The 24,406-nt window shown below is 59.2% G+C and carries 22 protein-coding genes; 11 read left to right on the forward strand and 11 right to left on the reverse strand.

Annotated elements, in window-relative coordinates:
• Positions 1 to 10: 10 nt before the first annotated feature.
• The 3 genes from ACB039_RS06665 to ACB039_RS06675 all read left to right on the forward strand — a co-directional run bounded on the left by ACB039_RS06665 (position 11) and on the right by ACB039_RS06675 (position 3,291).
• Entirely contained in the window at positions 11 to 811 is an 801-nt protein-coding gene (locus tag ACB039_RS06665) for a SirB1 family protein (protein WP_182788143.1), read from the forward strand.
• Positions 812 to 848: 37 nt separating this feature from the next.
• Positions 849 to 1,703, forward strand: coding sequence for a 3-deoxy-8-phosphooctulonate synthase (gene kdsA / locus ACB039_RS06670; RefSeq protein ID WP_182788144.1), 855 nt, complete (start codon positions 849 to 851; stop codon positions 1,701 to 1,703).
• Positions 1,704 to 2,007: 304 nt separating this feature from the next.
• Positions 2,008 to 3,291, forward strand: a complete 1,284-nt coding sequence (locus tag ACB039_RS06675; protein WP_171273417.1) for a dicarboxylate/amino acid:cation symporter — start codon at positions 2,008 to 2,010, stop codon at positions 3,289 to 3,291.
• 100 nt (positions 3,292 to 3,391) lie between these two features.
• On the opposite strand, the gene grcA is transcribed toward ACB039_RS06675, so the two are convergent.
• Entirely contained in the window at positions 3,392 to 3,772 is a 381-nt protein-coding gene (grcA, locus tag ACB039_RS06680) for an autonomous glycyl radical cofactor GrcA (protein WP_005330139.1), read from the reverse strand.
• Positions 3,773 to 4,363: 591 nt separating this feature from the next.
• On the opposite strand from grcA, the gene ung reads away from it, so the two are divergent.
• Together ung and ACB039_RS06690 are read left to right on the forward strand one after the other, a co-directional pair.
• Positions 4,364 to 5,050, forward strand: a complete 687-nt coding sequence (gene ung / locus ACB039_RS06685; protein ID WP_268434397.1) for a uracil-DNA glycosylase — start codon at positions 4,364 to 4,366, stop codon at positions 5,048 to 5,050.
• Between the two features lie 183 nt (positions 5,051 to 5,233).
• On the forward strand, positions 5,234 to 5,782 hold the full coding sequence (locus ACB039_RS06690; protein WP_041205240.1) for a hemerythrin domain-containing protein: 549 nt from the start codon (positions 5,234 to 5,236) through the stop codon (positions 5,780 to 5,782).
• A gap of 95 nt (positions 5,783 to 5,877) precedes the next feature.
• Here ACB039_RS06690 and ACB039_RS06695 read toward each other — a convergent pair whose 3' ends face one another.
• Both ACB039_RS06695 and tal read right to left on the reverse strand, forming a co-directional pair.
• The gene (locus tag ACB039_RS06695) at positions 5,878 to 6,057 is read right to left on the reverse strand and encodes a DUF3545 family protein (RefSeq protein WP_025326190.1); all 180 of its coding nucleotides are present in this window, start codon (positions 6,055 to 6,057) and stop codon (positions 5,878 to 5,880) included.
• Between the two features lie 192 nt (positions 6,058 to 6,249).
• Entirely contained in the window at positions 6,250 to 7,200 is a 951-nt protein-coding gene (gene tal, locus ACB039_RS06700; protein WP_226171915.1) for a transaldolase, read from the reverse strand.
• A 744-nt stretch (positions 7,201 to 7,944) separates the two neighbouring features.
• Here tal and ACB039_RS06705 point away from each other — a divergent pair.
• The 4 genes from ACB039_RS06705 to yidZ all read left to right on the forward strand — a co-directional run bounded on the left by ACB039_RS06705 (position 7,945) and on the right by yidZ (position 13,257).
• Complete coding sequence (locus ACB039_RS06705) at positions 7,945 to 9,384, forward strand: sodium:alanine symporter family protein (RefSeq protein WP_041205244.1); 1,440 nt, start codon at positions 7,945 to 7,947, stop codon at positions 9,382 to 9,384.
• Positions 9,385 to 9,632: 248 nt separating this feature from the next.
• A complete protein-coding gene (gene blaMOX, locus ACB039_RS06710; RefSeq protein WP_371165374.1) occupies positions 9,633 to 10,784 on the forward strand; it encodes a CMY-1/MOX family class C beta-lactamase in 1,152 nt (383 codons plus the stop codon).
• A gap of 270 nt (positions 10,785 to 11,054) precedes the next feature.
• Positions 11,055 to 12,224 (forward strand): MFS transporter, encoded by a 1,170-nt coding sequence (locus ACB039_RS06715; RefSeq protein ID WP_371165347.1) that lies wholly within the window; start codon positions 11,055 to 11,057, stop codon positions 12,222 to 12,224.
• Positions 12,225 to 12,237: 13 nt separating this feature from the next.
• Complete coding sequence (gene yidZ / locus ACB039_RS06720; RefSeq protein WP_005330566.1) at positions 12,238 to 13,257, forward strand: HTH-type transcriptional regulator YidZ; 1,020 nt, start codon at positions 12,238 to 12,240, stop codon at positions 13,255 to 13,257.
• 27 nt (positions 13,258 to 13,284) lie between these two features.
• Here the strand turns inward: yidZ and ruvX are convergent, their stop codons facing one another.
• The 7 genes from ruvX to metK all read right to left on the reverse strand — a co-directional run bounded on the left by ruvX (position 13,285) and on the right by metK (position 19,371).
• The gene (ruvX, locus tag ACB039_RS06725; protein WP_025326196.1) at positions 13,285 to 13,707 is read right to left on the reverse strand and encodes a Holliday junction resolvase RuvX; all 423 of its coding nucleotides are present in this window, start codon (positions 13,705 to 13,707) and stop codon (positions 13,285 to 13,287) included.
• Positions 13,708 to 14,159: 452 nt separating this feature from the next.
• Positions 14,160 to 14,714: a YqgE/AlgH family protein gene (locus ACB039_RS06730; protein ID WP_005330563.1), complete on the reverse strand. Its 555-nt coding sequence runs from the start codon at positions 14,712 to 14,714 to the stop codon at positions 14,160 to 14,162.
• 207 nt (positions 14,715 to 14,921) lie between these two features.
• Positions 14,922 to 15,872 (reverse strand): glutathione synthase, encoded by a 951-nt coding sequence (gshB, locus tag ACB039_RS06735; protein ID WP_042650729.1) that lies wholly within the window; start codon positions 15,870 to 15,872, stop codon positions 14,922 to 14,924.
• A 51-nt stretch (positions 15,873 to 15,923) separates the two neighbouring features.
• The gene (rsmE, locus tag ACB039_RS06740; protein ID WP_371165348.1) at positions 15,924 to 16,655 is read right to left on the reverse strand and encodes a 16S rRNA (uracil(1498)-N(3))-methyltransferase; all 732 of its coding nucleotides are present in this window, start codon (positions 16,653 to 16,655) and stop codon (positions 15,924 to 15,926) included.
• 202 nt (positions 16,656 to 16,857) lie between these two features.
• The gene (locus ACB039_RS06745) at positions 16,858 to 17,550 is read right to left on the reverse strand and encodes an endonuclease (protein WP_005330560.1); all 693 of its coding nucleotides are present in this window, start codon (positions 17,548 to 17,550) and stop codon (positions 16,858 to 16,860) included.
• Between the two features lie 73 nt (positions 17,551 to 17,623).
• A complete protein-coding gene (locus tag ACB039_RS06750) occupies positions 17,624 to 18,151 on the reverse strand; it encodes a SprT family zinc-dependent metalloprotease (RefSeq protein ID WP_218409424.1) in 528 nt (175 codons plus the stop codon).
• A gap of 68 nt (positions 18,152 to 18,219) precedes the next feature.
• Positions 18,220 to 19,371, reverse strand: a complete 1,152-nt coding sequence (gene metK, locus ACB039_RS06755) for a methionine adenosyltransferase (protein ID WP_371165349.1) — start codon at positions 19,369 to 19,371, stop codon at positions 18,220 to 18,222.
• Between the two features lie 341 nt (positions 19,372 to 19,712).
• On the opposite strand from metK, the gene tkt reads away from it, so the two are divergent.
• Entirely contained in the window at positions 19,713 to 21,704 is a 1,992-nt protein-coding gene (tkt, locus tag ACB039_RS06760; RefSeq protein ID WP_371165350.1) for a transketolase, read from the forward strand.
• Between the two features lie 560 nt (positions 21,705 to 22,264).
• Entirely contained in the window at positions 22,265 to 22,945 is a 681-nt protein-coding gene (locus ACB039_RS06765; protein WP_139435597.1) for a site-specific DNA-methyltransferase, read from the forward strand.
• A gap of 119 nt (positions 22,946 to 23,064) precedes the next feature.
• Here the strand turns inward: ACB039_RS06765 and ACB039_RS06770 are convergent, their stop codons facing one another.
• Positions 23,065 to 24,330, reverse strand: a complete 1,266-nt coding sequence (locus tag ACB039_RS06770) for a RidA family protein (RefSeq protein WP_371165351.1) — start codon at positions 24,328 to 24,330, stop codon at positions 23,065 to 23,067.
• Positions 24,331 to 24,406 lie beyond the last annotated feature (76 nt).

Genomic DNA, 24,406 nt, shown 5'->3' on the forward strand with positions numbered 1-24,406 from the left:
GATGACGACGATGATACGTGTGGATGAGTGGACCGACTTCGAGGCCCACGACCTGGCCGAACTGGCGCTGTCGGTGAGCGACGAGATCCTGGGCCATGGTGGCACGGGAGAGGCCGAGCTGGCCCGCCTCGATACCTGGCTGGACGAGGCCATAGTCGAAGGGGACTGTGACGAGGTGCGCCGTCAGCTGCTGCAGGGCTTCTACCAGACCTTAGGGTTTCGGGGCGACTGGCAGGATTATTTCTCGAGCGCCAACTGCGACCTAAACCAGGTGCTGGTGCAGCGCAAGGGCATACCGGTGAGCCTTGGCATCCTCATCATCCAGCTGGGTCGCAAGATTGGCCTGGATGTGGAGGGGATCTGCTTCCCGGGCCATTTCTTGGTGAGCTTCGCCGGCCTGGAGGGGGAGGTCTATGTGGACCCCTTCAACGGTGACGAGCTGAGCCTGCACCGCATCGAGCTGCTGCTGCGCGGGGCCCTCGGCAACCTGGCGACCCTGAGCGATGACCATCTGCAGCCTGCGGGACAGTGGGAGATCATCGAACGCCTGCTCAACGTCAACAAGGGGGCCCTGCTGCGGGAGGAGCGCATGACAGAAGCATTGCGCTGCAGCGAGCTGCTGCTGCGCATGAAGCCCGGTGATCCGCTGGAGACGCGGGATCGGGGCTTCATCTACGAGCAACTCGATTGCCCCCGCTTCGCCGCCGACGATTTTGAATACTTTATTGAACAATGCCCGGACGATCCTGTGGCCGATGTGCTGAAAACCCAGCTGGCCAGCCTGGATCTTAGCCCCAAGCCCCTCCATTGAGGGGTCTGGGGAAGCCTCTTTACTTAAGGATGCCGAGATGGAACAGAAGAATATCAAGATCAACGCGATCGACGTCGCCAACGACAAACCCTTCGTGCTGTTTGGCGGCATGAACGTGCTGGAATCCCGCGACATGGCGATGGCGGTGTGCGAGAAGTACGTGGAAGTGACCAGCAAGCTGGGCATCCCGTTCGTGTTCAAGGCGAGCTGGGACAAGGCCAACCGCTCCTCCATCCACTCCTACCGCGGTCCGGGCCTGGAAGAGGGGATGAAGATCTTCCAGGAGCTCAAGGCGACCTTCGGCATGCCGGTCATCTCGGATCTGCACGAAGTGCATCAGGCCAAGCCGGTTGCCGAGGTGGTGGATGTCATCCAGCTGCCCGCCTTCCTGGCGCGCCAGACCGATCTGGTGGAGGCCATGGCCCGCACCGGCAACGTCATCAACATCAAGAAGCCGCAGTTCCTGAGCCCGAGCCAGATGAAGAACATCACCGACAAGTTCGAGGAGTGCGGCAACGATCAGCTGATCCTGTGCGAGCGCGGTGCCAACTTCGGTTATGACAACCTGGTGGTGGACATGCTGGGCCTGGGGGTGATGAAGAAGACAACAGGTGGCTATCCGGTGATTTTCGACGTGACCCACTCCCTGCAGTGCCGCGACCCGCTGGGTGCGGCCTCAGGCGGTCGCCGTGATCAGGTGACCGAGCTGGCTCGTGCCGGCATGGCGGTCGGTCTGGCCGGTCTCTTTATCGAATCCCACCCGGATCCCAAGATCGCCCGTTGCGATGGCCCGAGCGCCCTGCCGCTGGAGAAGCTGGAAGGCTTCCTCAAGCAGATGAAGGCCATCGACGACCTCATCAAGGGCTTCGAACCGCTGGATACCTCCGTCTGATCCAGCACGCCGGTTTAGTGATGCCAGGTGCCCCGCCATGCGGGGCATTTTTATATCCAGAATGTTTTCATTGGGGTCTTAAATGCATCGCCGATCAAATACATTCAGGTTGCTGTGGTGTTAATGATGTTAATTATGTTGTGTGATTGATGTCTCTTAATTGCTTCTTATAACGTGTGAAAGTGGCGCCGTTGCGATGACGAAATAGCATGGCGCCAGCGAGATAAGGATATTGTCTCGTGACGGCTCCCTGCATGCCTATTTCTGCCATATGAGTTGTCAATTAATTAACAGGACGTTAATCATGCACAAGAAAGTATTTAGCAGCCTTTATTTCCAGGTGCTGCTCGCGATCACCCTGGGGGTATTTCTGGGACATGTCTATCCCGACCTCGGGGCTGATATGAAGCCGCTGGGTGATGGCTTCGTGAAATTAATCAAGATGATCATTGCCCCCGTTATTTTCTGCACCGTGGTGACCGGCATCGCCGGCATGGAGAGCATGAAGGCGGTGGGGAAAACCGGTGCCATCGCGCTGCTCTACTTCGAGGTGGTGAGTACCATAGCCCTGGTCATCGGGCTGTGCGTGGTCAACCTGCTGCAACCCGGGGTCGGCATGAACGTGGATCCCGCCACGCTGGATGCCAGCGCCATCTCGGCCTATGCCGAACAAGCCAAGTCCCAGGGCATCATCGCCTTCCTGCTGGACGTGATCCCGGCCAGCGTGATCGGTGCCTTTGCCAGCGGCAACATTCTTCAGGTGTTGCTGTTTGCGGTGTTGTTTGGCTTCTCCCTGCATCATATCGGCGAGAAGGGGAAATTAGTCTTCAATATGATCGACAGCTTCTCCCAGGTTATTTTCGGCATCATCAACATGATCATGAAACTGGCACCGGTTGGCGCCTTTGGTGCCATGGCGTTTACCATAGGGAAATATGGTATCGGTTCGCTGGTTCAGCTCGGCCAGTTAATTGCCTGCTTCTATGTGACTTGCCTGTTATTCATCTTCATGGTGCTGGGCAGCATTGCCAGGGCAAATGGCTTCAGCATAGTGCGCTTTATTTCCTATATTCGGGAAGAGCTGCTGATCGTACTGGGCACTTCCTCTTCCGAATCCGTATTGCCGCGCATGCTGGTGAAGATGGAGGCGCTCGGCTGCAAGAAGTCGGTGGTGGGCCTGGTGATCCCGACCGGTTACTCCTTCAACCTGGATGGCACCTCCATCTACCTGACCATGGCGGCCGTCTTCATCGCTCAGGCGACCAATACGCCGCTGGATCTGTTCCAGCAATTCACCCTGCTGGTGGTGCTGCTCATCTCCTCCAAGGGGGCGGCCGGGGTCACCGGCAGCGGCTTCATCGTGCTGGCGGCCACCATCTCGGCGGTGGGGCACCTGCCGCTCGCCGGACTGGCGCTGATCCTGGGGATAGATCGCTTCATGTCGGAGGCCCGTGCCTTGACCAACCTTATCGGCAACGGTGTGGCGACCCTGGTGGTGGCGCGCTACTGCGATCAGCTTGATGAGCAAAAGATGAACGAGGTACTCGCCAATCCGGTCACGGTGCAGAAGGTCAATCAGCACGGATAGCTGCCAGGCGTTACCCGGGGAGGGGGTAATCCGCACTTCTGCTCATAAAAAAACGGCCCGCGTGGGCCGTTTTTCATGGTGCAGATGACCGCAGAGGGTATTACAGGCTCTGGGTGAAGGTACGGGTGACCACGTCACGCTGCTGTTCCGGGGTCAGGGCGTTGAAACGCACGGCGTAGCCGGAGACGCGGATGGTCAGCTGCGGGTACTTTTCCGGGTTGGCGATGGCGTCTTCCAGGGTCTCGCGGCGCAGCACGTTGACGTTCAGGTGTTGACCCCCCTCGACCACGGGTTCGGTCTGGACCGGCAGTTCACGGTATTCGAACTGGCCCAGGTCAGAGACGCTGACTTCCTGATCGGCGGCGAAGCTGTCGCCCTTGGCGCAGATGCAACGAGCCTGTTGCTTCTCTTCGTCCAGCAGCCAGAAAGAGTTCAGCAGTGCGGCGTTGGCGGACTGGGTGATTTGGATGCCCTTGATCATGGTATGACTCCTCATAGGAAAGCGGATTCAACGGTAAGCACATTACCCTGATGTTTTTAAACCACCTTGATGACGGGATGATTTAACGGGGCCTTGCCTTACACCTTTACTTCGTTGGGGTCATATATACCACGATGGTAATAATACGAAAATTGATCCAAATCAATAAAGGCGCATTCTGCGCGCAACTAAAGGGATTAATTCATTGAGATTAATCAAAAATAGATCATTTTTATGATTTAGTAAGATATATTAATTATGCATTTTTTATTGGGTATATCTAGTAATTTAACTACATCTTTAGCCGTTATTTCCCTTACAAGGTCAGAGGTGGGTGTCTAATCAGATCAGGGTAGGGCGCCGCTGGGTGGCCAGGTGGCGTGGCCGCCAGTGCGCCGATGGCTGCGGCCATCGATCGTCATCTCGATAGACAGGGCGCCAGGGGGGGAGGCGGACACTGGGCCGGCCATCTCCCATAGCCGAGCCACGGTTGCGTCTTGCTGCCTGGCCCCCTATCCTGAGCCCCTTGCTGCATTCATTGAGGATATTGGGGTGTCAGAGGTAGTGGATTCACAGAGAGAGGAGACTGGCGTGCTGACCTGGAAGGATGTGATCGGCTCGGAGAAAGAGCAGGACTATTTCAAGGCAACCCTGGCGACCGTCAGGGAGGAGCGGGAAGCGGGCAAGGTCATCTATCCTCCGGCGACCGAGGTGTTCAATGCCTTCAAATTGACCGAGCTGGACAGTGTCAAGGTGGTGATCCTGGGGCAAGACCCCTATCACGGACCGGATCAGGCGCACGGCCTCTGCTTCTCCGTGCTGCCAGGGGTGCGTACGCCCCCCTCCCTGGTCAACATCTACAAGGAGATGCAGCGGGATCTGCCGGGATTTGTCACACCCAGTCACGGTTTCCTGGAATCCTGGGCAACCCAGGGGGTACTGTTGCTCAATACGGTATTGACGGTGCAGGCGGGCATGGCCCACTCCCATGCCCATCTGGGCTGGGAGACCTTCACCGACAGGGTCATAGAGCGGATCAATTCCCACTGTCAGGGGGTGGTCTTCCTGCTGTGGGGAGCTCATGCCCAGAAGAAGGGGCGCTTCATCGACCGGGCGCGTCATCATGTGCTGACGGCCCCTCATCCCAGCCCATTGTCCGCTCACCGCGGCTTCATCGGGTGTGGCCACTTTTCGGAGGCAAACCGCCTGCTGGTGCAGCAGGGGATGAGCCCCATCGACTGGCTCTCTGTCTGCCATAGCCAGCCCGTGCCGGTCTGACCGCCTTTCCCGCCTCTGGGGGGCAAGGGCGTGCAGGGTTGCCAGGTCGCCTGCGTCGCTTGGGCTGGTACCGGCGGTCGGGCGAGGATTGTGTGCATCTGACTTGATTGAGTGCAAAGTTCGCGTAATAAATGACCGTATACTCGAGACAGGATCTTTTTCAATTCAGTGCAAGGAGTGCCCATGTTATCCAGTTTGCATAAGGACCATCTCAACATCGCCAGGCTGCTGACGCTGCTCAAGCACAAGCTGGCCGCCATCCGCCATGAACAGCAGGTGAGCTATTTCCTGCTGCGGGACGTGGTGGACTACCTGCGGGAGGTCTCCGACAAGCACCATCACCCCAAGGAAGACATGATCTATGACTACTACCTGAAATACAGGGTGGTGGAGGGAGAGGTCGCCAACCGCCTGCATGAGGAGCATGCCAGCCTGCTGGTGGCCGGCACCGAACTCAAGGAGATGGTGGAGATGATCCTGATGGATGCGGTCATTCCGCTGGAGCAGTTTACCGCCAAGCTGGAGCAGTTCATCGAGCAGCAGGAGGCGCACATGAACTACGAGGAGGGGGTGATCTTCCCTCATCTGCGTGACTCCCTGACCGAGGATGACTGGCGCCATCTCGAGCAGCTCTGGCAGAACAGGGCCATCAATGATCCCCTGTTCGGGGTCGAGGTGAGCCAGCACTTCCAGGCGCTGGCCAAGCAGCTCTCGTTGCCCCCCTCGTCCTGAATGGCAGGTGGACTAAAAAACAAACGCCCCGGCTTGGCCGGGACGTTTGTTTTATGTGTCAGCACGTCTGTGCCGTCATCGTGACGGCGGTGGCGCTACAGCTCCAGTTCTTCCGAACCTTCATAGGCGATATCGATGGCTTGCAGCTCCTTCTGCAGGCGGTGCTTGTCTTTGAGCGCCTCGATCTCACGCCATTTACGTTTCTTTCCCGTTGTCCCGCGGCTACGTGAACCCAGCTCAACGACCTCGTCAAAATCGAAGTTGAACATGTCCATGGCTCCCTCCTTGGTTTTATGGTTTTCACCATCCGTATAACACGACGCATTTGAAAATAAAACGTTTTTATGACCAAGTTGTGACAAACGGGAAGGCAGATAAAAAAAACCGGGCTGCCCTTGCGGGAGCCCGGTTTTATCGGTGCAACCCCTCCTGTGGAAGAGGCTGCCCGAGATGGCTTAGGCCGTCTTTTACAGGTGGCTGGCCAGCATGGTTTCCAGTTTGCCCTGATCGACGGCGAACAGACGGATGCCTTCTGCCAGCTTCTCGACCGCCATGGCGTCCTGGTTCAGCTCCCAGCGGAACTGCGCTTCGGTCATGGGGGTCGGCTTGGCTTTGCGCTCACCGGTGTAGTTCAGCTTGCGCACCACGGTACCTTCGGTCTTGCTGAGCTCTTCCAGCAGGGCCGGGCCTATGGTCAGGCGGTCACAGCCAGCCAGTTCCAGGATCTCGCCAGTGTTGCGGAAGCTCGCACCCATCACCACGGTCTGGTAGTCGTGCTGCTTGTAGTAGTCGTAGATGGCGGTGACGGAGACCACGCCCGGATCTTCGCTCGCGGTGTAGTCACGGTTGTGCTTGGCCTTGTACCAGTCGAGGATGCGGCCCACGAACGGGGAGATCAGGAAGGCGCCAGCTTCGGCACAGGCGCGGGCCTGGGCGAAGGAGAACAGCAGAGTCAGGTTGCACTGGATGCCTTCTTTCTCCAGCACTTCGGCGGCGCGAATGCCTTCCCAGGTGGAGGCCAGCTTGATCAGGATGCGATCGTTGCTGATGCCGGCTTCGTTGTAGAGGCGGATCAGCTTGCGGGCCTTGGCGATGCTGGCGTCGGTGTCGAAGGAGAGACGGGCATCCACCTCGGTGGAGATGCGGCCCGGAACGATTTTCAGCACTTCCAGACCGATGTTGACCGCCAGCTTGTCGCCCGCGTCGATGATTTGCTGTGCCTTGTCCTGGCTCTGGGACTTGGCCCAGCTGATGGCGTCTTCGATCAGCGCCGCGTACTCGGGGATCTCGGATGCCTTCAACACCAGGGAGGGGTTGGTGGTGGCATCGATGGGCTGGTAGCGCTTGATGGCTTCGATATCACCGGTATCGGCGACAACTGTGGTCAGGGCTTTCAGCTGGGTTAATTTATCGGCCATGGCAAATATCATCTCTTTATGAGGGCGCACTCTCTTGGCGAGGGCGCAGGCTCGGGGGTGGCGGGCGTGAGACGGCCGTTCTGAAATTAAATTACAAAATCCCGGCGACTCAGGCTCAGAAAAGCACGATGGGGAAGGCCCATCGCCACTGCCTGCCTAATTAATACGGATGTGGCGCTTCCTGCAATAGGGGGGCTTGTATGCGAATTACCCAGGTGGTGGAAGGGGGGGGCGTGATGGGATGAAAGTGTATGATAAAAAACGATTTTTATTAATTTTATACCAGCGGCCGGCGACCGGCAAAAAAGCAACTTTTTTAGTTGATTCTCCATTCTGTGCAGTGCGTCACACAAATACTATTGTCAGCTACTTGAAATTTAATTACGTGTAAAACGTTTGGCGTGACACCCCCCTGTCTGGGTGGCTTCAGAGGCAAACGCTTGTCTTCCCGGGGTCTTTTCTTTCATCCATTTTTACTGCCATGGGAGTCATGGTAGAATGATTCTCCTTTGGGTCTTCATTGTCGGATGTGGAGTGATGCATCAAGTTTTGTTGATTATTTGCGTGCTAAATGAAGCTTTTTTGCATCAAACCGCTCGTTTTTTGTCTTTCCAGTGAGCCCTATCACTATTCTGAATTCCCTCCCTATGCTAGATTCCGCCCCTTCGGCGCAATGCTAATTCGGAAATTGACAGAGAGCGGTCAGCGCAGACTGACCATGGATGTGATAACAACGAGAGAATTATGGACACCTTGATTGCAATGATTAACGACCTGATGTGGGGAGCCGTGCTCATTTACCTGCTCATCGGGGTCGGACTCTTCTTTACTTTCCGCCTGGGGTTTATCCAGGTCCGTCACTTCGGCCACATGTTCTCGGTATTGCGCAATAGCCGCAAATCCGACAGTGCCGGCATCTCCTCCTTCCAGGCCCTGTGTACCAGCCTGGCTGCCCGTGTGGGCACCGGCAACCTGGCCGGTGTGGCCGTCGCCATCTATCTGGGGGGGCCTGGTGCCATCTTCTGGATGTGGCTGATCGCCTTCATCGGCATGGCCACCGCCTTCGTCGAGAGTACCCTGGCCCAGCTCTACAAGGTCAAGGATGAAGACGGCAACTATCGCGGCGGTCCGGCTTACTACATGGAGCGCGGTCTCGGCATGCGCTGGATGGGCGTGGTCTTCTCCCTCTGTCTGCTGCTGGCCTTCGGTCTGGTGTTCAATGCGGTGCAGGCCAACTCCATCAGCCTGGCCATGAACGTCGCCTTCGGCATCCCTGACTGGGTGAGCGGCCTGGCACTGGTGGTGCTGTCCGGTCTCATCATCTTCGGTGGCATCCGCGGTATCGCCCGCTTCGCCGAACTGGTGGTGCCTTTCATGGCGCTGGCCTACATCCTGATGGCACTGTTCGTGGTGGCCATGAACATCAGCGAGCTGCCCGGGGTCTTTGTCCTGATCATCAAGTCTGCCTTCGGCATCGAGCAGGCGGGTTCAGGGGCCATGGGTTACGCCATCTCCCAGGCGATGATCAACGGCATCAAGCGTGGTCTCTTCTCCAACGAAGCCGGCATGGGCTCTGCGCCCAATGCCGCCGCGACCGCGACGCCCTATCCGCCGCACCCGGCGTCCCAGGGTTATGTGCAGATGCTGGGGGTCTTCCTCGACACCATCGTCATCTGTACCTGTACTGCCGCCATCATCTTGATGTCCGGCCAGTTTGAGCCAGGTTCAGGGGTCACCGGGGTCGAGCTGACCCAGCGTGCGCTCTCCTCCCAGGTCGGTGGTGGTGGCAACATCTTCATCGCGGCGGCCATCTTCTTCTTCGCCTTCACCTCCATCGTCGCGAACTACTCCTACGCCGAGACCAACCTGGTGTTCCTGGAGCACAACCACAAGGGCGGCTTGATGCTGTTCCGGATGTTCGTGCTGGGCATGGTGATGTTCGGCTCCGTGGGTGAGCTGCCGACTGTGTGGGCCCTGGCGGACGTTTCCATGGGGCTGATGGCCATCGTCAACCTGATCGCCATCCTGCTGCTCTCTGGTGTCGCCATCAAGCTGGCCAAGGACTACAACGATCAGCTCAAGGTGGGTCGCGTTCCCACCTTCGATGCCAACAAGTACCCCGAGATCCGCAGCCAGCTGGAAGCAGGGATCTGGGACAACCCACCCAAGAGCAAGCAGGCCTGAGCCCTGCGTTGATCTGGTTGGATAATGAAAGAGGGGAGCCATTGGCTCCCCTCTTCTATATGGCTTGTGCCTGCCCGAGGCGGTGGCATGGGATGGCTGGACTCACAAGGGGGGTTGGCTGAAAGCCTTCCTGGCAACAGCGACGATACTTCACGCCACTTCACATCCAGCACACCTTGGCTCGTTATGCTGGCCCCATAGCTCGTCGCTGGTGCGGCGAACCAAAACAACCGAGAGGACAAATGACCATGCAACAACAGGTGCGGATGACATTGCTGATGGCGAGCACGCTGCTCTGGGCCGGTTTGGCCCAGGCCACGGCGGACACCCAGGCCGATCCCCTGCGCCCCCTGGTGGATGCCAGTATCCGGCCCGTGCTCAAGGAGCACCGGATCCCGGGCATGGCGGTGGCGGTGCTGAAAGATGGCAAGGCCCATTACTTCAACTACGGGGTGGCCAACCGGGAGAGCGGCGCCCGTGTCAGCGAGCAGACCCTGTTCGAGATTGGATCGGTCAGCAAGACTCTTACGGCAACGCTTGGGGCTTATGCCGTGGTGAAGGGGGCGCTCAAGCTCGATGACAAGGTGAGTCAGCATGGGCCCTGGCTGAAGGGATCGGCTTTTGACGGTATCACCATGGCCGAGCTTGCCACCTACAGCGCCGGGGGCTTGCCGCTGCAATTCCCCGATGAGGTGGATTCCATCGACAAGATGCGTGCCTACTATCGCCAGTGGACGCCTGCCTATCGGGCGGGCAGCCATCGCCAGTACTCCAACCCCAGCATCGGCCTGTTCGGCCATCTCGCGGCCCAGAGCCTGGGCCAACCCTTTGAACAGTTGATGAGCCAGACCCTGCTGCCCGGGCTCGGTCTCGAGCACACCTATCTCAAGGTCCCTGCCGAGGCCATGGCGAACTACGCCTATGGCTACTCGAAAGAGGACAAGCCTATCAGGGTCAACCCGGGGGTCCTGGCGGACGAGGCCTATGGCATCAAGACCAGCTCGGCGGATCTGCTGACGTTTGTCGGTGCCAACATGACAGGCACCGGGGACGAGGCGATGCAGCAGGCGATTGCCCTGACCCACAAGGGGGTTTACTCGGTGGGTGCCATGACTCAGGGGCTCGGCTGGGAGAGTTACACCTATCCCGTGACCGAAGAGACCTTGCTTGCAGGCAATTCGGCCAAGGTGATCCTCGAGGCCAACCCGACGACGCCCGCCCCCAACGAGACGGGTAGCCAGGTGCTCTTCAACAAGACCGGCTCCACCGGCGGCTTTGGTGCCTATGTGGCCTTTGTGCCAGCCAAGGGGATTGGCATTGTCATGCTGGCCAATCGCAACTATCCCATCCAGGCCAGGGTAGAGACGGCCCACGCCATCCTGAGTCAGCTGGCCGAGTGACAGCTCGGCCCCGTTGATTGAAGCGAGTACGCCGGGATTGCCCGGCGTACTCTTTGGCGTCGCCGGCGCCGTCACGCCTCATCTGATGGCCACAATGGCACACCACTTGCCATAGAATTTCCAAATTGGAATCTCCCGATCGCCATCTCTTCACTAGGTACGAAGGGAGGCCCCCCCTATAGTGCTCCGCATATTCATCCGGTCCCCCATGCCGTCAACGGTCGTCGATCAATGGTCTGCGTGGGCGAGGCCCTCTGCAATGGAGCATCCATGGGTATTTTCCTGCTGTGCAGTTTCCTGATGATCATCCTCTATCCGGTCGGGATCGATCTCTATCTGGTGGCGGTGCCCCAGATAGCGCAGACCCTGCAGGCGAGCGAGGCGCAGATCCACACCGCCTTCTCCATTTACCTGTTCGGCATGGCGGCCACCGTACTGCTGGGTGGGATCATTGCGGATCGCCATGGCCGGCGCTGGGTGGTGCTGGGGGGCGCCCTCATCTTTGTCATCGCCTCCCTGGTGGCGGCCAATGCGACGGGGATCGGTCAGTTCTATCTGGGCCGTTTCTGGCAGGGGGCTGGGGCGGGGGCGCTCTATATCATGACCTTTACCGTGCTGCGGGATGTGCTGAACCAGGCGCGGCTGGCGATGGCGCTCTCCATGATCAACGGGGTTATCTGCGTCATCCCGGTGCTGGCGCCTGTGCTCGGTTATCTCATCCTGTCCCGCTTCGACTGGCGCGGGATCTTCGTGGCGATGGCGCTGGTGGCCGCCGTCAGCGGCCTGGTCAACCTGCTGCTGCTCAGGGAAACCCGCCCGGCACGCCAGCAGGGGGGAACAACCCGGCCCTTTGCTCTGCTGCGATCCTCACGCTTCATGCTGCACTCGCTGCTGACCAGCGCCAGCGTGACTGCCATCCTGGTCTATGTGAGCGTCTCGCCGCTGATCCTGATGCAGGGGCTTGGCTTCACCACGGAGCAGTACGCCATCGTGATGATGGTGATGGCCGGGGTGAGCATGTCAACGTCCTTCCTGACACCGTTGCTGCTGCGCTGGCAGGGCAAGCACAGGGTGCTGGCGCTTTCCCATCTAGCCTATCTGCTGGCGGCCTGCCTCCTGCTCGGCCACTGGCAGCTGGGAGGCAACATTCGCTTACTGCTGCCGGGCTTTGCCCTGGTCTGCATCGGCTTCTCCTGCGGTTTCGGGGTGGCGATGGGGGAGGCGCTGGCGGAGTGCCAGCACCAGGCGGCATTTGCCAGTGCCCTGCTCTGCATCATGCAGATCAGCCTCTCCGGCCTCTATATCTGGCTACTGGGCCAGCTTGGCGTTGCCCCATCCGGGATGCTGATCTCTGCCCTGTTGCTGACCCTGCTCAGTTACCTGGCCGTCAAAGGGCTGTTACCATGGCTCGCGCTGCGCAAAGCGCGGTCGCGGGGATAAGGGGAGAGGAAAGATGCGCAACCTGGGTGAACTGGATTTGAACCTGCTGGTGGTCTTCAAGCACCTGATGCAGGAGCGCAGCGTGTCAGGGGCGGCCAAGAAGCTCTGCGTCACCCCCTCGACGGTGAGCAAGGCGCTCGCCAAGCTGCGGGACTGGTTTGACGATCCCCTTCTGGTGCGGGTGCGGCAGGGGCTGCAGCCGACCCAGCTCTCCCTGACCCTGGAGGAGGAGCTCAAGACCTGGTTCCAGCTCACCGAGAGCATCAGTACCCTCAACAGCGAGGCGATCCCCGAGGGGGCCCGCTTCAGCCTGGTGATGGAGTCTCCCTTTGGCATCAGCTTCCTGAGCGAGTTGCCCATGACCATCTACCAGAAGTACCCCCACTCTGTGGTCAGGATGCTGGGGTGGGATCACCACTCCCTCAACGACATCGTCAACGGGGATGCGGATCTCGGCTTCTGCGCCCGGGAGACCCATGGTCGCTCCCAGGCCAGGGTCAACCGGCTGCCCTATTACATCGACCACGAGGTGCTGTTCACCGATCGCCCCGTGGTGTTCCTGCGCAAGGATCACCCCCTGCTCGGGCGGACGTGGTCGCTGGAGAACTTTCTGGCCTGTCCCCAGATAAGCGTGGTGTGGGAGGCCAGCGACAGCTGGGCGCTGGACGATCTGCTGGAGGACGAGGGGCAAAGGCGTGAGGTGCCCATCATGGTCGCAAGCTTCGAGCAGGCCCTGCACATCGCCTCCCAGTCGTGTCACGAGCTGATTGCGGTGGTGCCCTCCTATTGCGCTGGCTATGCCGCCCGCCACCACGGCAACCTGATCGCCATGCCCCTGCCGCTCCCTGAGGCACTCTATGTTCAACTGGAGATAGCCTTCATCCTGCTGTGGCACAAGCGCCACAACCAGGATGCCAAGGTGATGTGGCTGCGCAATGAGACGAAGCGGCTCTATGGCATGGCGGCGCAGGGACTGGCCCTGTTCCCGTGGGGCGGGGGAGGGGCGGCGCTGGCGCCGGCGGGAGATGCCTGATGCAGGGGGCCTGGCCGGCCCCCGGGTTCAACCGTATTGTTCTTCCATCCAGGCTTCGACGATTAGCTGGGCGGAGACCCCGTCCACGCTGCCCTTGTCCAGCGCCTTGTAGCCGCCGCGCTCGAACAGGCGGGCGCGGGCGTCCGTGGTGGTGAGCCGCTCGTCCTTGAACTCCACCGGCTTGCCGAAGCGGCCATGGAGGCGGTTGCCGAACTTGCGGGCCCGCACCGTGATCTCCTGATCCGTGCCATCCATGTTCAGTGGCAGGCCGACGATGAGCAGATCCGGCTGCCACTCCTTGAGCAACTTTTCAATTTCGTCCCAGTTGGGAATGCCGTCGTTGGCCTTGAGGGAACGAAGGGGTTGGGCCGTGCCCGTGAGCTCCTGGCCGATGGCGACGCCGATGCTCTTGGTGCCGTAGTCAAAGCCCATGATGCTGCGTGATGACATGGATGTCCTCGAAAAAAGATGAATAAAAAGATGTCGTATCCCCTCACCCTAGCCCTCTCCCGAAGGGAGAGGGCTAGGGTGAGGTTATGCTCGCTCGAATCTGGCTAACTCCGTTTTAGCTGACAGGTTGCCGCAGATATATCCGAAACGTGCCGATTTACCCCCTTCTCCCCTCGCGGGAGAAGGGCTGGGGATGAGGGGCACTAAATGGGAACTGCACCAACTAAAGAGCGTGACAAGGGATCTAACTGTGCCCCACCTGGCTGGAGAGATGCAGAGGGTTGACGCCTATGCTGATGACGACAATGGCCTGCTGCCAGCGCTGGTGAATGCGCGTGTCAAACATCATCAGCTGTGTCCCACCTGGTTGGAGAGATACAGGGGATTGACGCCTATGCTGATGACGACAATGGCCTGCTGCCAGCGCTGGTGGATGTGCGTGTCAAACATCATCAGCTGTGCCCCACCTGGCTGGAGAGATGCAGGGGATTGACGCCTATGCTGGCGGCGGCCTGCTGCCAGCGCTGGTGAATGGGGGTGTCGAACACCAGCCTGGGGTTGGGGGGGATCACCAGCCAGGCGCCATCCACCAGCTCCTGCTCGAGCTGCCCTGCGCTCCAGCCGGCATAGCCCAGCGCCACCAGCCAGTGGTCAGGGGCCTCGTCCGTGCCCAGGGTCTCGAGGATGTCCTTGGAGGTGGTGACCATCATCTCGTCGCTCACCTGCAGGGTGGAGTTGAAGCCGGGCCTGAAGCTGTGCAGCACGAAACCGCGATCAGCATGGACCGGGCCGCCCTGCAGCACCGGCTGTTTCATCTCGGCGGTGGCGGGCGGGTTCAGCTTGAGCTTGGTCAGCATGGCGTCCAGGGACATGTCCACCGGGATGTTGACCACCAGTCCCATGGCTCCCTCGCTGCTGTGCTCGCACAGATAGACCAGGGAGCGTTCGAAGTAGACGTCCGTGAGGCTCGGCATGGCGAGCAGAAAATGGTTTTGCAGTGTTTGCATAGATATCAAAGAGTGCAAAGGTATTTGGGGTGATTATGGCAGTTGACGGCGGCGGGCAAAACCGCTTTTTCGCGCAGAGAAACCGGAAGTCCGGGCGCTGGCTCACATCGTCACGCAACCGAAAAGAGCAGGGGCCGCGTTGGCCCCTGTGGTGTCACTGTCTGGGTGACGGCCTCGAGAGGGCATTCCCCGGCCCGTCAATCAGGGTCACTGTCCCAGCCGGCGTTCGATGGCATCCATCAGCATGCCGGTGATATGCACCGGGAAGGCCGCCTCGATTTCGCGGATGCAGGTCGGGCTGGTGACGTTAATCTCGGTCAGGCGATCGCCTATGATGTCGAGCCCGACGAAGATCAGCCCCTTCTCTTTGAGGGTGGGGCCGACCGCACGGGCAATGGCCCAGTCAGCCTCGCTCAAGGGGCGCGCCTCGCCGCGGCCGCCGGCCGCCAGGTTGCCACGGGTCTCCCCCTGGGCCGGGATCCGGGCCAGGCAGTAGGGCACGGGCTCGCCGTCCACCACCAGCACCCGCTTGTCGCCGTCCTTGATGGCGGGCAGGAAGGTCTGGGCCATGCAGTACTGGCTGCCGTGGGCGGTGAGGGTTTCGATGATGACCCCCACGTTGGCGTCATCTTCCTTCATGCGGAAGATGGAGGCGCCGCCCATGCCATCCAGGGGCTTCAGGATCACGTCCTTGTGCTCGGCGTGGAAGGCGCGCAGCTTGTCGGCGCGGCGAGTGACCAGGGTGGTCGGGGTGTGCTCGGCAAACCAGGCGGTGTAGAGCTTCTCGTTGGCGTCGCGCAGGCTCTGGGGCTTGTTGACGATGAGGCAACCCTCGTCCTCGGCTCGCTCCAGCATGTAGGTGGCGTAGATGAACTCGGTGTCGAAGGGGGGATCCTTGCGCATCAGGATCACGTCCAGGCTGGAGAGCGGCTGATCGATCACCTCGCCCAGGCTGAACCAGTGGGCGTAGTCATGCTTGACGGTCAGCGGGCGCATGGTGCCAAAGGCGCGACCGGCCTGCATGTAAAGATCCTTCATCTCCAGATAGAAGAGCTCATAGCCACGCTTTTGCGCCTCTTCGAGCATGGCGAAGCTGGAGTCCTTCTTGATGTTGATGGCCGAGATGGGGTCCATCACGATGCCGAGTTTGATGGTCATCCGAGATTCCTTCTGGTGGCTCGATTGCGAGTGAGATTCTTAAAACCTGTTTCAGGCGAGATCGCCGAAGCGGCACTGCAGCGCAGTGATGGCGGTCAGGGCGGCGGTTTCGGTGCGCAGCACCCGCGGCCCCAGCAGCATCTCCTTGAAATCCTCTTGCACGGTACGGGCGATCTCGTCGCTGGACAAGCCCCCTTCCGGGCCGATCAGCAGCCGCACCCCGTGCTCGGGGACCGGCAGGGTGTTGATGCTGTAAGGGGCGCGCGGGTGCAGGTTGAGCTTGAGCTCCTGGGTCTCTTCCGCCAGCCAGGCGTCCAGCTCCATGGGCATGCGTACCTTGGGCACTAGATTGCGGCCGCACTGCTCGCAGGCGCTGATCACCACCTTCTGCCACTGCTCGCGTTTTTTCTCCAGCCTGTCCGCGGGCAGCTTGACGCCGCAGCGCTCGGAGAAGAGCGGGGTGATGCAGGTGACGCCGAGCTCCACGGATTTCTGGATGGTGAAGTCCATCTTGTCGCCACGGCTGATCACCTGGCCCAGATGAATGGCGAAGGGGGATTCCACCGAGCGGGCCTCGCAGCTGTCGATGCGCACGTCCACCGACTTCTTGCCGACGGCAGTGATGGTGGCGGCATATTGGTTGCCGTCGCCGTTGAACAGCTCGAGCTGCTGACCCGGCTGCATCCGCAGCACCCGGCCGATGTGGTTGGCACCGTCTTCCGACAGGGCGAGAGTCTGGCCCACCTGCAGGGCGGCCGGTTCATAGATACGTGGAATGCGCATGGCTGATCACAGTCTCTTGCTTGGAAACGCTTCAATATCTTACTGCGAGGCAGTGATCAAGGCTCATGTGCTGCTCGGAATCCTCATGTATTCACATACACTCCGGTTCCTGCGCTGCTCTTTACCTTGCTGACAGCCTCTCGCGACAGATATTGAAACGTTTCATGATAGGAAGGGGGTGTCCCTTCCCTGTCAAATGGGGCTATTGGCACTGCTTTTCAATGAAGGGGTTGGTATTGCCCTGCAGTTTGCCGATGCGGCTGTTGCGCTCGCACTCCCAGCGGTCGGCCGGGTACTGCCTGTCCCAGGCCTCGAACAGTTTACGCTGTTGGGCGGCCAGGCGCAGCCCATACTGCTGGCCCATGTAGAGGTAGGCACGGGCTATCTGGCCGCGCACCGGCCCCTTGGGCGGCTGCACCCGGCGATCCTTGAAGTCCACCAGCATCTGGCACTTGCCGTACTGGTTCGGCTTGCCGTTCCAGTCGGAGAAGCGGTAGTTGGCCCGATCGCCGTTCACCTCGCCGATGGCGGGGAAGAGGTTGTGCATGTCCCCCTCCATCTTGTTGAACTCGTCGCTCTTGCCGCAGTTCTTGCGCCCGCCCTCTTGCCAGCACTGGAGCTGGTGGCCGAACTCCCAGGCGGGTACCACGTGCTCCCACTCGATGCGAGAGGCGCGATTGGCCTGCTTGCGCGGCAGGTAGCCGCAGCTCTCCCAGTCCGGGGCCATCTGTTTGCCGCTGAACTTGATGTTGCAGCCGCAATAGAAGGTGGTGGGGTGGCTCTGATAGAGCTTGTTCAGATCCTGCTTGGCGGCGCGAAAGGTCTGGGGGGCCTGGGCATGGGCCGGGGCACTGACCAGCAGGGCCAGGCAGAGGGAAATCAGAGGGCGAAACATGAAGATCCTTGGCAATGAAACGAGTGAATGAAGAAGCCGCGTACCCTATCACAGGGGCGCGACACGGGTTGACTCAATCCGCTGTCAGCACCAGGGGCTGGCGACAGCGGCGGCAGTGATAGCGGGCCTCGCCGCGCACCACCTTGTTGTGACGACGCACCGAGAGCTGATGCTGCTGGCAGGCACAGGCGTAGGCATGGGTGCGCTGGGCCAGCACGGCGAGATCGAAGCTGTGGGTGGTGTTGGGGGCGAGCGCAAACACCTCCCGCATCACTGACTGCCACTGGCGGCCGTGGGGCAGCACCCGCGACTTGCCGCGTCCTTCCCCCCAGAGCGCATAGACCAGCAGGTGCGCCACCTCATGGGGCACCACCTCGGCCAGAAAGGCCTGTTGATTGGCCTGATAGAGGGCGGGGTTGAAGCGCAGCTCCCAGGTTTGCAGCCGTGCCGACCCCGCCGCTCGGCCCCGCATGTTGCAGTGCACCTGCGGGCGCGGGAAGGGGCGGCCAAGGCGTGCCTCCGCCTGCACTAAGCAGGCGTCGACCCGCTGGTGCAGCAGCTGGAGCAGGGAAGCGTCGAGTTGGGCTCTGGTGGCAGACATCGAGGTCTCGTCGGGTAGCGGATAAGCAAAAGGGGAGCCAGGCTCCCCTTTTATCACAACGGCCAGCCTTACAGACCGGCGGCGTCGCGCAGCAGAGCGGCCTTGTCGGTCTTCTCCCAGGGGAACTCGTCACGGCCGAAGTGGCCGTAGGCGGCAGTTGCCTGGTAGATGGGACGCTTGAGATCCAGCATCTCGATGAGGCCGTAGGGGCGCAGCTCGAAGAACTCGCGCACCAGCTTGACCAGCAGCTCCTCGGCGACCTTGCCGGTGCCGAAGGTCTCGACGCTGATGGAAGTCGGCTCGGTCACGCCGATGGCGTAGGAGACCTGGACTTCACAGCGGGCAGCCAGACCGGCGGCAACGATATTCTTGGCCACGTAGCGGGCGGCGTAGGCGGCAGAACGGTCCACTTTGGACGGATCTTTGCCGGAGAAGGCGCCACCACCGTGACGGGCCATGCCGCCGTAGGTGTCGACGATGATCTTGCGACCGGTCAGGCCGCAGTCACCCATGGGGCCGCCGATGACGAAACGGCCGGTCGGGTTGATGAAGTACTTGGTGTCCTTGTTGATCCACTCGGCCGGCAGCACCGGCTTGATGATCTCCTCGCGCACCGCTTCCACCAGATCCTTGTGGCTGATGGAGTCGCAATGCTGGGTAGAGAGCACCACGGCATCCACACCCAGGATCTTGCCTTCGCTGTCGTAGGCGAAGGTGAGCTGGCTCTTGGCATCCGGGCGCAGCCACGGCAGGGTGCCGTTCTTGCGCACTTCGGCCTGACGCTTCACCAGCAGGTGAGAGTAGGTGATGGGGGCGGGCATCAGCACGTCGGTTTCGTTGGTGGCGTAGCCGAACATCAGGCCCTGGTCACCGGCGCCCTGCTCCAGCGGGTCGGTACGGTCGACACCCTGGTTGATGTCCGGGGACTGCTTGCCGATGGCGTTCAGCACGGCGCAGGAGTCGGCATCGAAGCCCATGTCGGAGTGGGTGTAACCTATCTCGCGCACGGTGTCGCGCACGATCTGCTCGATGTCGACCCAGGCAGAGGTGGTTACTTCACCGGCCACCATCACCATACCGGTCTTGACCAGAGTCTCGCAGGCGACGCGGGCCTTGGTGTCTTGCACCAGGATGGCGTCCAGCACCGCATCGGAGATCTGGTCGGCAATTTTATCGGGATGGCCTTCGGAGACCGACTCGGAAGTAAACAGCTTTGCCATGATTGGTTCTCGATTCGTATGGGGTTATCGCCTTGGCCATAACCGGAAAATGACAGTATGTCTGTAGAGGTATCTACATCTGGACGTCTATTTTAATTAGGTCACAGGGTGATTGCCAGCACTATTTGGGGTTGGACCCGGCCGGGCCAAGGTGCAGCCTGGATCCACCTCCATGGAGGTAAGGGAGGGGGCGGATTGAATCGTTTTCCCGGGCCAGAAAAGCGATTGTGCTCCCAAAGCCACTTTATTCGCCCAGATAATATTTGCACCGCGCCCGCCCTGCTGGGACAATAACGCGCCTTAATCTTGGCCATCAAATGAAGCAATCGCAGGAGATACAGATGCCTTCTCGTAAAGAGCTTGCCAATGCCATTCGCGCATTGAGTATGGATGCCGTTCAAAAAGCCAACTCCGGTCACCCGGGCGCCCCCATGGGAATGGCAGATATCGCCGAAGTGCTGTGGCGTGGCCACCTCAAGCACAACCCGAATAACCCCAAGTGGGCCGACCGTGACCGCTTCGTGCTGTCCAACGGCCACGGCTCCATGCTGCTGTACTCCCTGCTGCATCTCTCCGGTTACGACCTCTCCATCGATGATCTGAAAAACTTCCGCCAACTGCACTCTCGCACCCCGGGTCACCCGGAGTACGGTTATGCCCCCGGCATCGAGACCACCACTGGCCCGCTGGGTCAGGGCATCACCAATGCCGTGGGCATGGCGATCGCCGAGAAGGCCATGGCCGAGCAGTTCAACCAGCCGGGTCACGACATCGTTGACCATTACACCTACGCCTTCATGGGCGACGGCTGCCTGATGGAGGGTATCTCTCACGAGGCTTGCTCCCTGGCCGGTACCCTGCAACTGGGTAAACTGATCGCGTTCTGGGATGACAACGGTATCTCCATCGACGGTCACGTGGAAGGGTGGTTCACCGACGACACCCCCAAGCGTTTCGAAGCCTACGGCTGGCACGTCATCCCGGCCGTTGACGGTCACAGCCCGGAAGCCATCAATGCCGCCATCGAAGCCGCCAAGGCCGAGATCGGCAAGCCGACCCTGATCTGCTGCCGCACCATCATCGGTTACGGTTCCCCGAACAAGTCCGGCTCCCACGACTGCCACGGCTCACCGCTGGGCAACGACGAGATTGCCGCCGCCCGTGCCTTCCTGAAATGGGACCACGCACCGTTCGTCATCCCGTCCGAGATCGCCGCCGAGTGGAATGCGCAAGAAAAGGGCACCAAGCTCGAATCCGACTGGGCTGCCAAGTTTGCCGCCTATGAAGCCGCGCACCCGACCCTGGCTGCCGAATTCAAGCGTCGCACCACTGGCGAGCTGCCGGCCAACTGGGCCGCAGAGTCCGCCAAGATCATCGAGACCCTGCAAGCCAACCCGGCCAAGATCGCCACCCGCAAGGCCTCCCAGAACGCCCTGGAAGCGTTCGGCAAGCTGCTGCCGGAGTTCATGGGTGGTTCCGCCGATCTGGCGCCGTCCAACCTGACCATGTGGTCCGGCTCCAAGTCCCTGACCAATGAAGATGCCTCCGGCAACTACATTCACTACGGTGTGCGCGAGTTCGCCATGTCCGCCATCATGAACGGCATCGCCCTGCACGGTGGTTTCATCCCCTACGGCGCCACCTTCCTGATGTTCATGGAGTACGCCCGCAACGCCCTGCGCATGGCCGCCCTGATGAAGCAGCGTGCCATCTTCGTTTACACCCACGACTCCATCGGTCTGGGTGAAGATGGCCCGACTCACCAGCCGGTCGAGCAGATCGCCTCCCTGCGTCTGACCCCGAACATGAGCACCTGGCGCCCCTGTGATCAGGTAGAGTCCGCCATCGCCTGGAAGCACGCCATCGAGCGTACCGACGGTCCGACCTCCCTGATCTTCTCCCGTCAGAACCTGCCCCAGATGGACCGTACCGCCCAGCAACTGGCCGATGTGGCCAAGGGTGGCTATGTGCTGAAGGATTGCGCCGGTACCCCGGAGCTTCTCCTGATCGCCACCGGTTCCGAAGTGGAGCTGGCCGTCGCCGCCTATGAGCAGCTGACCGCCAAGGGCCGCGCCGTGCGTGTGGTCTCCCTGCCGGCCACCGACGTGTTCGACGCCCAATCTGCCGAGTACAAGGAGTCCGTCCTGCCGTCCAGCGTCACCAAGCGTGTCGCCATCGAAGCGGGCATCGCCGACTACTGGTACAAGTACGTGGGCTTCGGCGGCAAGATCATCGGTATGACCACCTTCGGTGAGTCCGCCCCGGCCGAGCTGCTGTTCAAGGAATTCGGCTTTACCGTGGAAAACGTGGTTGCGACCGCAGAGTCCCTGTAATTACTGATTGCTTGGTACTGAATTGAAAAGCGCCTCCTTATGGAGGCGCTTTTTTTACACGACAAATCTTATACCTCGTCAGGGTTTCTGAATTTATATGATTCAATAAACATAATGACGAGGATCTCAAAGTAAGATAAAAAGGCTTCATACAAGACCCTTTTGACAGTAGGTTAGGCCTTAGTATTGATATGTTTAAAATCATTACTATGAAATAGAGATCAGAGTGCTGATGAACTCTGAATTTTTCAAAGCCTAAAATAGGGAGTATTTAGATGCCTTGCCAATGTTGTAGTAAACAATTGAATATCGGCGTTTTACATAAGCGTGATCAGTTGGGCCATGAATACAAGTCCTGCCCTCGGTGCTCTGACACACATGGTAGTGAACATGTTTTTCATCGCCATCCAGAGGCTTTTGGTCAAACCCCCGCACGCGTGACACCAACGAATCCTCAAGGTGATCAAAGTTACTGTGTTGATTGCCGGACATTAGAGCCTGGTGAACCATCAACGGTATACTTGAGTGGTAAACTTTGTAGTTATTTTTAAGTAGGGAAAATGAATCTATTTTGTAATGATGCCGTGAGTTGGTTGTCAACGCTTGCAGATGCAAGCGTTGATCTTGTTATCACAGACCCTCCATATGAATCTCTTGAAAAACACCGTAAAATTGGGACGACAACACGACTCAAAGTAAGTGATGGTTCAAATAATCAATGGTTTGATATCTTTCCAAATGAGAGATTTGAAAGCTTATTTATAGAGCTTTATCGAGTGTTAAAGAAAAACTCACATTTCTATTTGTTTTGTGATCAAGAAACAATGTTTTATGTCAAACCCATTGCAGAGAAAGTTGGCTTTAAGTTTTGGAAGCCCATAGTATGGAATAAAATGGCAATTGGGATGGGATATCATTATAGAGCAAAATATGAATTTATCCTTTTCTTTGAAAAAGGAAAAAGGAAATTAAATGACCTTGGTGTACCTGACGTTTTGGAGTGCAAACGCGTTCATCGTGGCTATCCCACAGAGAAACCAGTTGCATTAATAGAGACTCTTATATCACAGAGTTCAGGTCATGGTGATTTGGTAGTAGACCCATTTTTTGGTTCTGGTTCAACTTTAGTTGCAGCTGAAAATCTTGGTAGAAAAGCAATGGGATGTGATATTTCCAATGCAGCTCACGAGCATTTAAATAAAAGAGTGGAAGAGTATTTAAACTACGAGGAAGTCGTATAGTTATTACGTTTTCGAGCTTTTTTATAAAAATACAGTCTAAATTTATTTCAGATACGTTTTGAGTTTCAGTAAAAAGACACCGGCCGAAGCCGGTGTCTTTTTACTGCTAAAACAATCTCTTAAACCAAAGGCGGGGTACTTTCCGCATTGGAGAGTACGGCATCCATCTGGATCAGGGCGCCGGCGGGCAGTTCGCTCACGCCAATGACGGTGCGGGCGGGCAGATAGCTCGGGAAGTAGTTGGTGTAGATGGCGTTTACTGCGTCCAGATCCTCGATGTTCTTCACCTGGATATTGACCTTGACGATATCGTCCATCACGTGGCCGATACTCTCGACGATGGTCTTGATATGGCCGAGGCACTGGGCGGTCTGCTCACGGATACAGCCGGTCAGCACCTTGCCGGTGGCCATGTCGATCGGCAGCTGGCCGGCGATATGGTTGTAGTGAGAGAAGGCGACGCTCTGGCAATGGAGCGGGCTGCGCGGCGCCTTGTCGGTATTGCGGGCGATGATCACCAGATTGTGTCTGTCTTCTACCAGCTGCGGCGGAGTGCCGTCACCGTGGGAGATCACCGCATCCATCTGCACCCTGGCACCCTGCGGCAGGGCGGAGGCCGCGATCACGCTGCGGGCCGGCAGATAGGCGACGGCGCGGGCGATGGCGGAGTCCGGGAAGAAGGTGCGGTAAACCTCGTTGACGGCGTCCAGATCCACCAGGCTGGTCAGATAGACGGTGACCTTGACGATATCGTCAAACGGCACATCGATGCTCTCCAGCACGTTTTTGATATTGCGCAGGCACTGGGCCGCCTGCTCCTGGATGCCACCGGCAACCAGCTGGCCGGTGGCGGTATCCACCGGCAGCTGGGCACCGATATTGTTGTAGTGGGAGAAGGCGACGGTATGGGTCGAGAGTGGATCCTGCGGTGCCTTGTCGCTGTTGCGGGAGAGTTTCAGCAGCGGGCAGGGTGCCTGCGGGAAGGTGCCTTCCCCGTTGGAGAGCAGGGCGTCCATCTGAATGGCGGCGCCCAGCGGCAGGGCTGCCACGGCCAGCACGGTACGGGTCGGCAGGTTGCGGGGGAAGAATTCCCGATAGACGGCGTTGACCGCCTCCAGATCCCCCATGTCTTTGAGGAAGAGGGTGACTTTCACCATGTCATCCATGACGTGGCCGATGCTCTCGACTATGGCCTGGATATTGGTCAGGCACTGTCTGGCCTGGGCCTGGATATCGCCACCTACCAGCTTGCCTGTCCTGGGATCGACGGGGAGCTGGGCGGCAATATTGTTGTAGTGGGAGAAGGCCACGCTCTGGGTGCAGGGGCCCAGATCCTGCGGTGCATTGGGGGTATTTCTGGCTGACTTGATGATGGTACCACTCATGGCGATACTCCTTTCTCTTTATTGATGTAGGGTCAACGCCTTCCTTCCTCGTTTGCCGCACACCTCGCTTTATTTC

This window comes from Aeromonas sp. S2(2024), assembly GCF_041402505.1.
Taxonomy (GTDB): domain Bacteria; phylum Pseudomonadota; class Gammaproteobacteria; order Enterobacterales; family Aeromonadaceae; genus Aeromonas; species Aeromonas media.

Bases quoted from the DNA above. Each gene is read 5' to 3' on its own strand.
- ACB039_RS06665 (WP_182788143.1), top strand. From the start codon at position 11: ATGATACGTGTGGATGAGTGGACCGACTTCGAGGCCCACGACCTGGCC.
- kdsA (WP_182788144.1), top strand. From the start codon at position 849: ATGGAACAGAAGAATATCAAGATCAACGCGATCGACGTCGCCAACGAC.
- ACB039_RS06675 (WP_171273417.1), top strand. From the start codon at position 2,008: ATGCACAAGAAAGTATTTAGCAGCCTTTATTTCCAGGTGCTGCTCGCG.
- grcA (WP_005330139.1), bottom strand. From the start codon at position 3,772: ATGATCAAGGGCATCCAAATCACCCAGTCCGCCAACGCCGCACTGCTG.
- ACB039_RS06690 (WP_041205240.1), top strand. From the start codon at position 5,234: ATGTTATCCAGTTTGCATAAGGACCATCTCAACATCGCCAGGCTGCTG.
- ACB039_RS06695 (WP_025326190.1), bottom strand. From the start codon at position 6,057: ATGGACATGTTCAACTTCGATTTTGACGAGGTCGTTGAGCTGGGTTCA.
- tal (WP_226171915.1), bottom strand. From the start codon at position 7,200: ATGGCCGATAAATTAACCCAGCTGAAAGCCCTGACCACAGTTGTCGCC.
- ACB039_RS06705 (WP_041205244.1), top strand. From the start codon at position 7,945: ATGGACACCTTGATTGCAATGATTAACGACCTGATGTGGGGAGCCGTG.
- blaMOX (WP_371165374.1), top strand. From the start codon at position 9,633: ATGCAACAACAGGTGCGGATGACATTGCTGATGGCGAGCACGCTGCTC.
- ACB039_RS06715 (WP_371165347.1), top strand. From the start codon at position 11,055: ATGGGTATTTTCCTGCTGTGCAGTTTCCTGATGATCATCCTCTATCCG.
- yidZ (WP_005330566.1), top strand. From the start codon at position 12,238: ATGCGCAACCTGGGTGAACTGGATTTGAACCTGCTGGTGGTCTTCAAG.
- ruvX (WP_025326196.1), bottom strand. From the start codon at position 13,707: ATGTCATCACGCAGCATCATGGGCTTTGACTACGGCACCAAGAGCATC.
- ACB039_RS06730 (WP_005330563.1), bottom strand. From the start codon at position 14,714: ATGCAAACACTGCAAAACCATTTTCTGCTCGCCATGCCGAGCCTCACG.
- gshB (WP_042650729.1), bottom strand. From the start codon at position 15,872: ATGACCATCAAACTCGGCATCGTGATGGACCCCATCTCGGCCATCAAC.
- rsmE (WP_371165348.1), bottom strand. From the start codon at position 16,655: ATGCGCATTCCACGTATCTATGAACCGGCCGCCCTGCAGGTGGGCCAG.
- ACB039_RS06745 (WP_005330560.1), bottom strand. From the start codon at position 17,550: ATGTTTCGCCCTCTGATTTCCCTCTGCCTGGCCCTGCTGGTCAGTGCC.
- ACB039_RS06750 (WP_218409424.1), bottom strand. From the start codon at position 18,151: ATGTCTGCCACCAGAGCCCAACTCGACGCTTCCCTGCTCCAGCTGCTG.
- metK (WP_371165349.1), bottom strand. From the start codon at position 19,371: ATGGCAAAGCTGTTTACTTCCGAGTCGGTCTCCGAAGGCCATCCCGAT.
- tkt (WP_371165350.1), top strand. From the start codon at position 19,713: ATGCCTTCTCGTAAAGAGCTTGCCAATGCCATTCGCGCATTGAGTATG.
- ACB039_RS06765 (WP_139435597.1), top strand. From the start codon at position 22,265: ATGAATCTATTTTGTAATGATGCCGTGAGTTGGTTGTCAACGCTTGCA.
- ACB039_RS06770 (WP_371165351.1), bottom strand. From the start codon at position 24,330: ATGAGTGGTACCATCATCAAGTCAGCCAGAAATACCCCCAATGCACCG.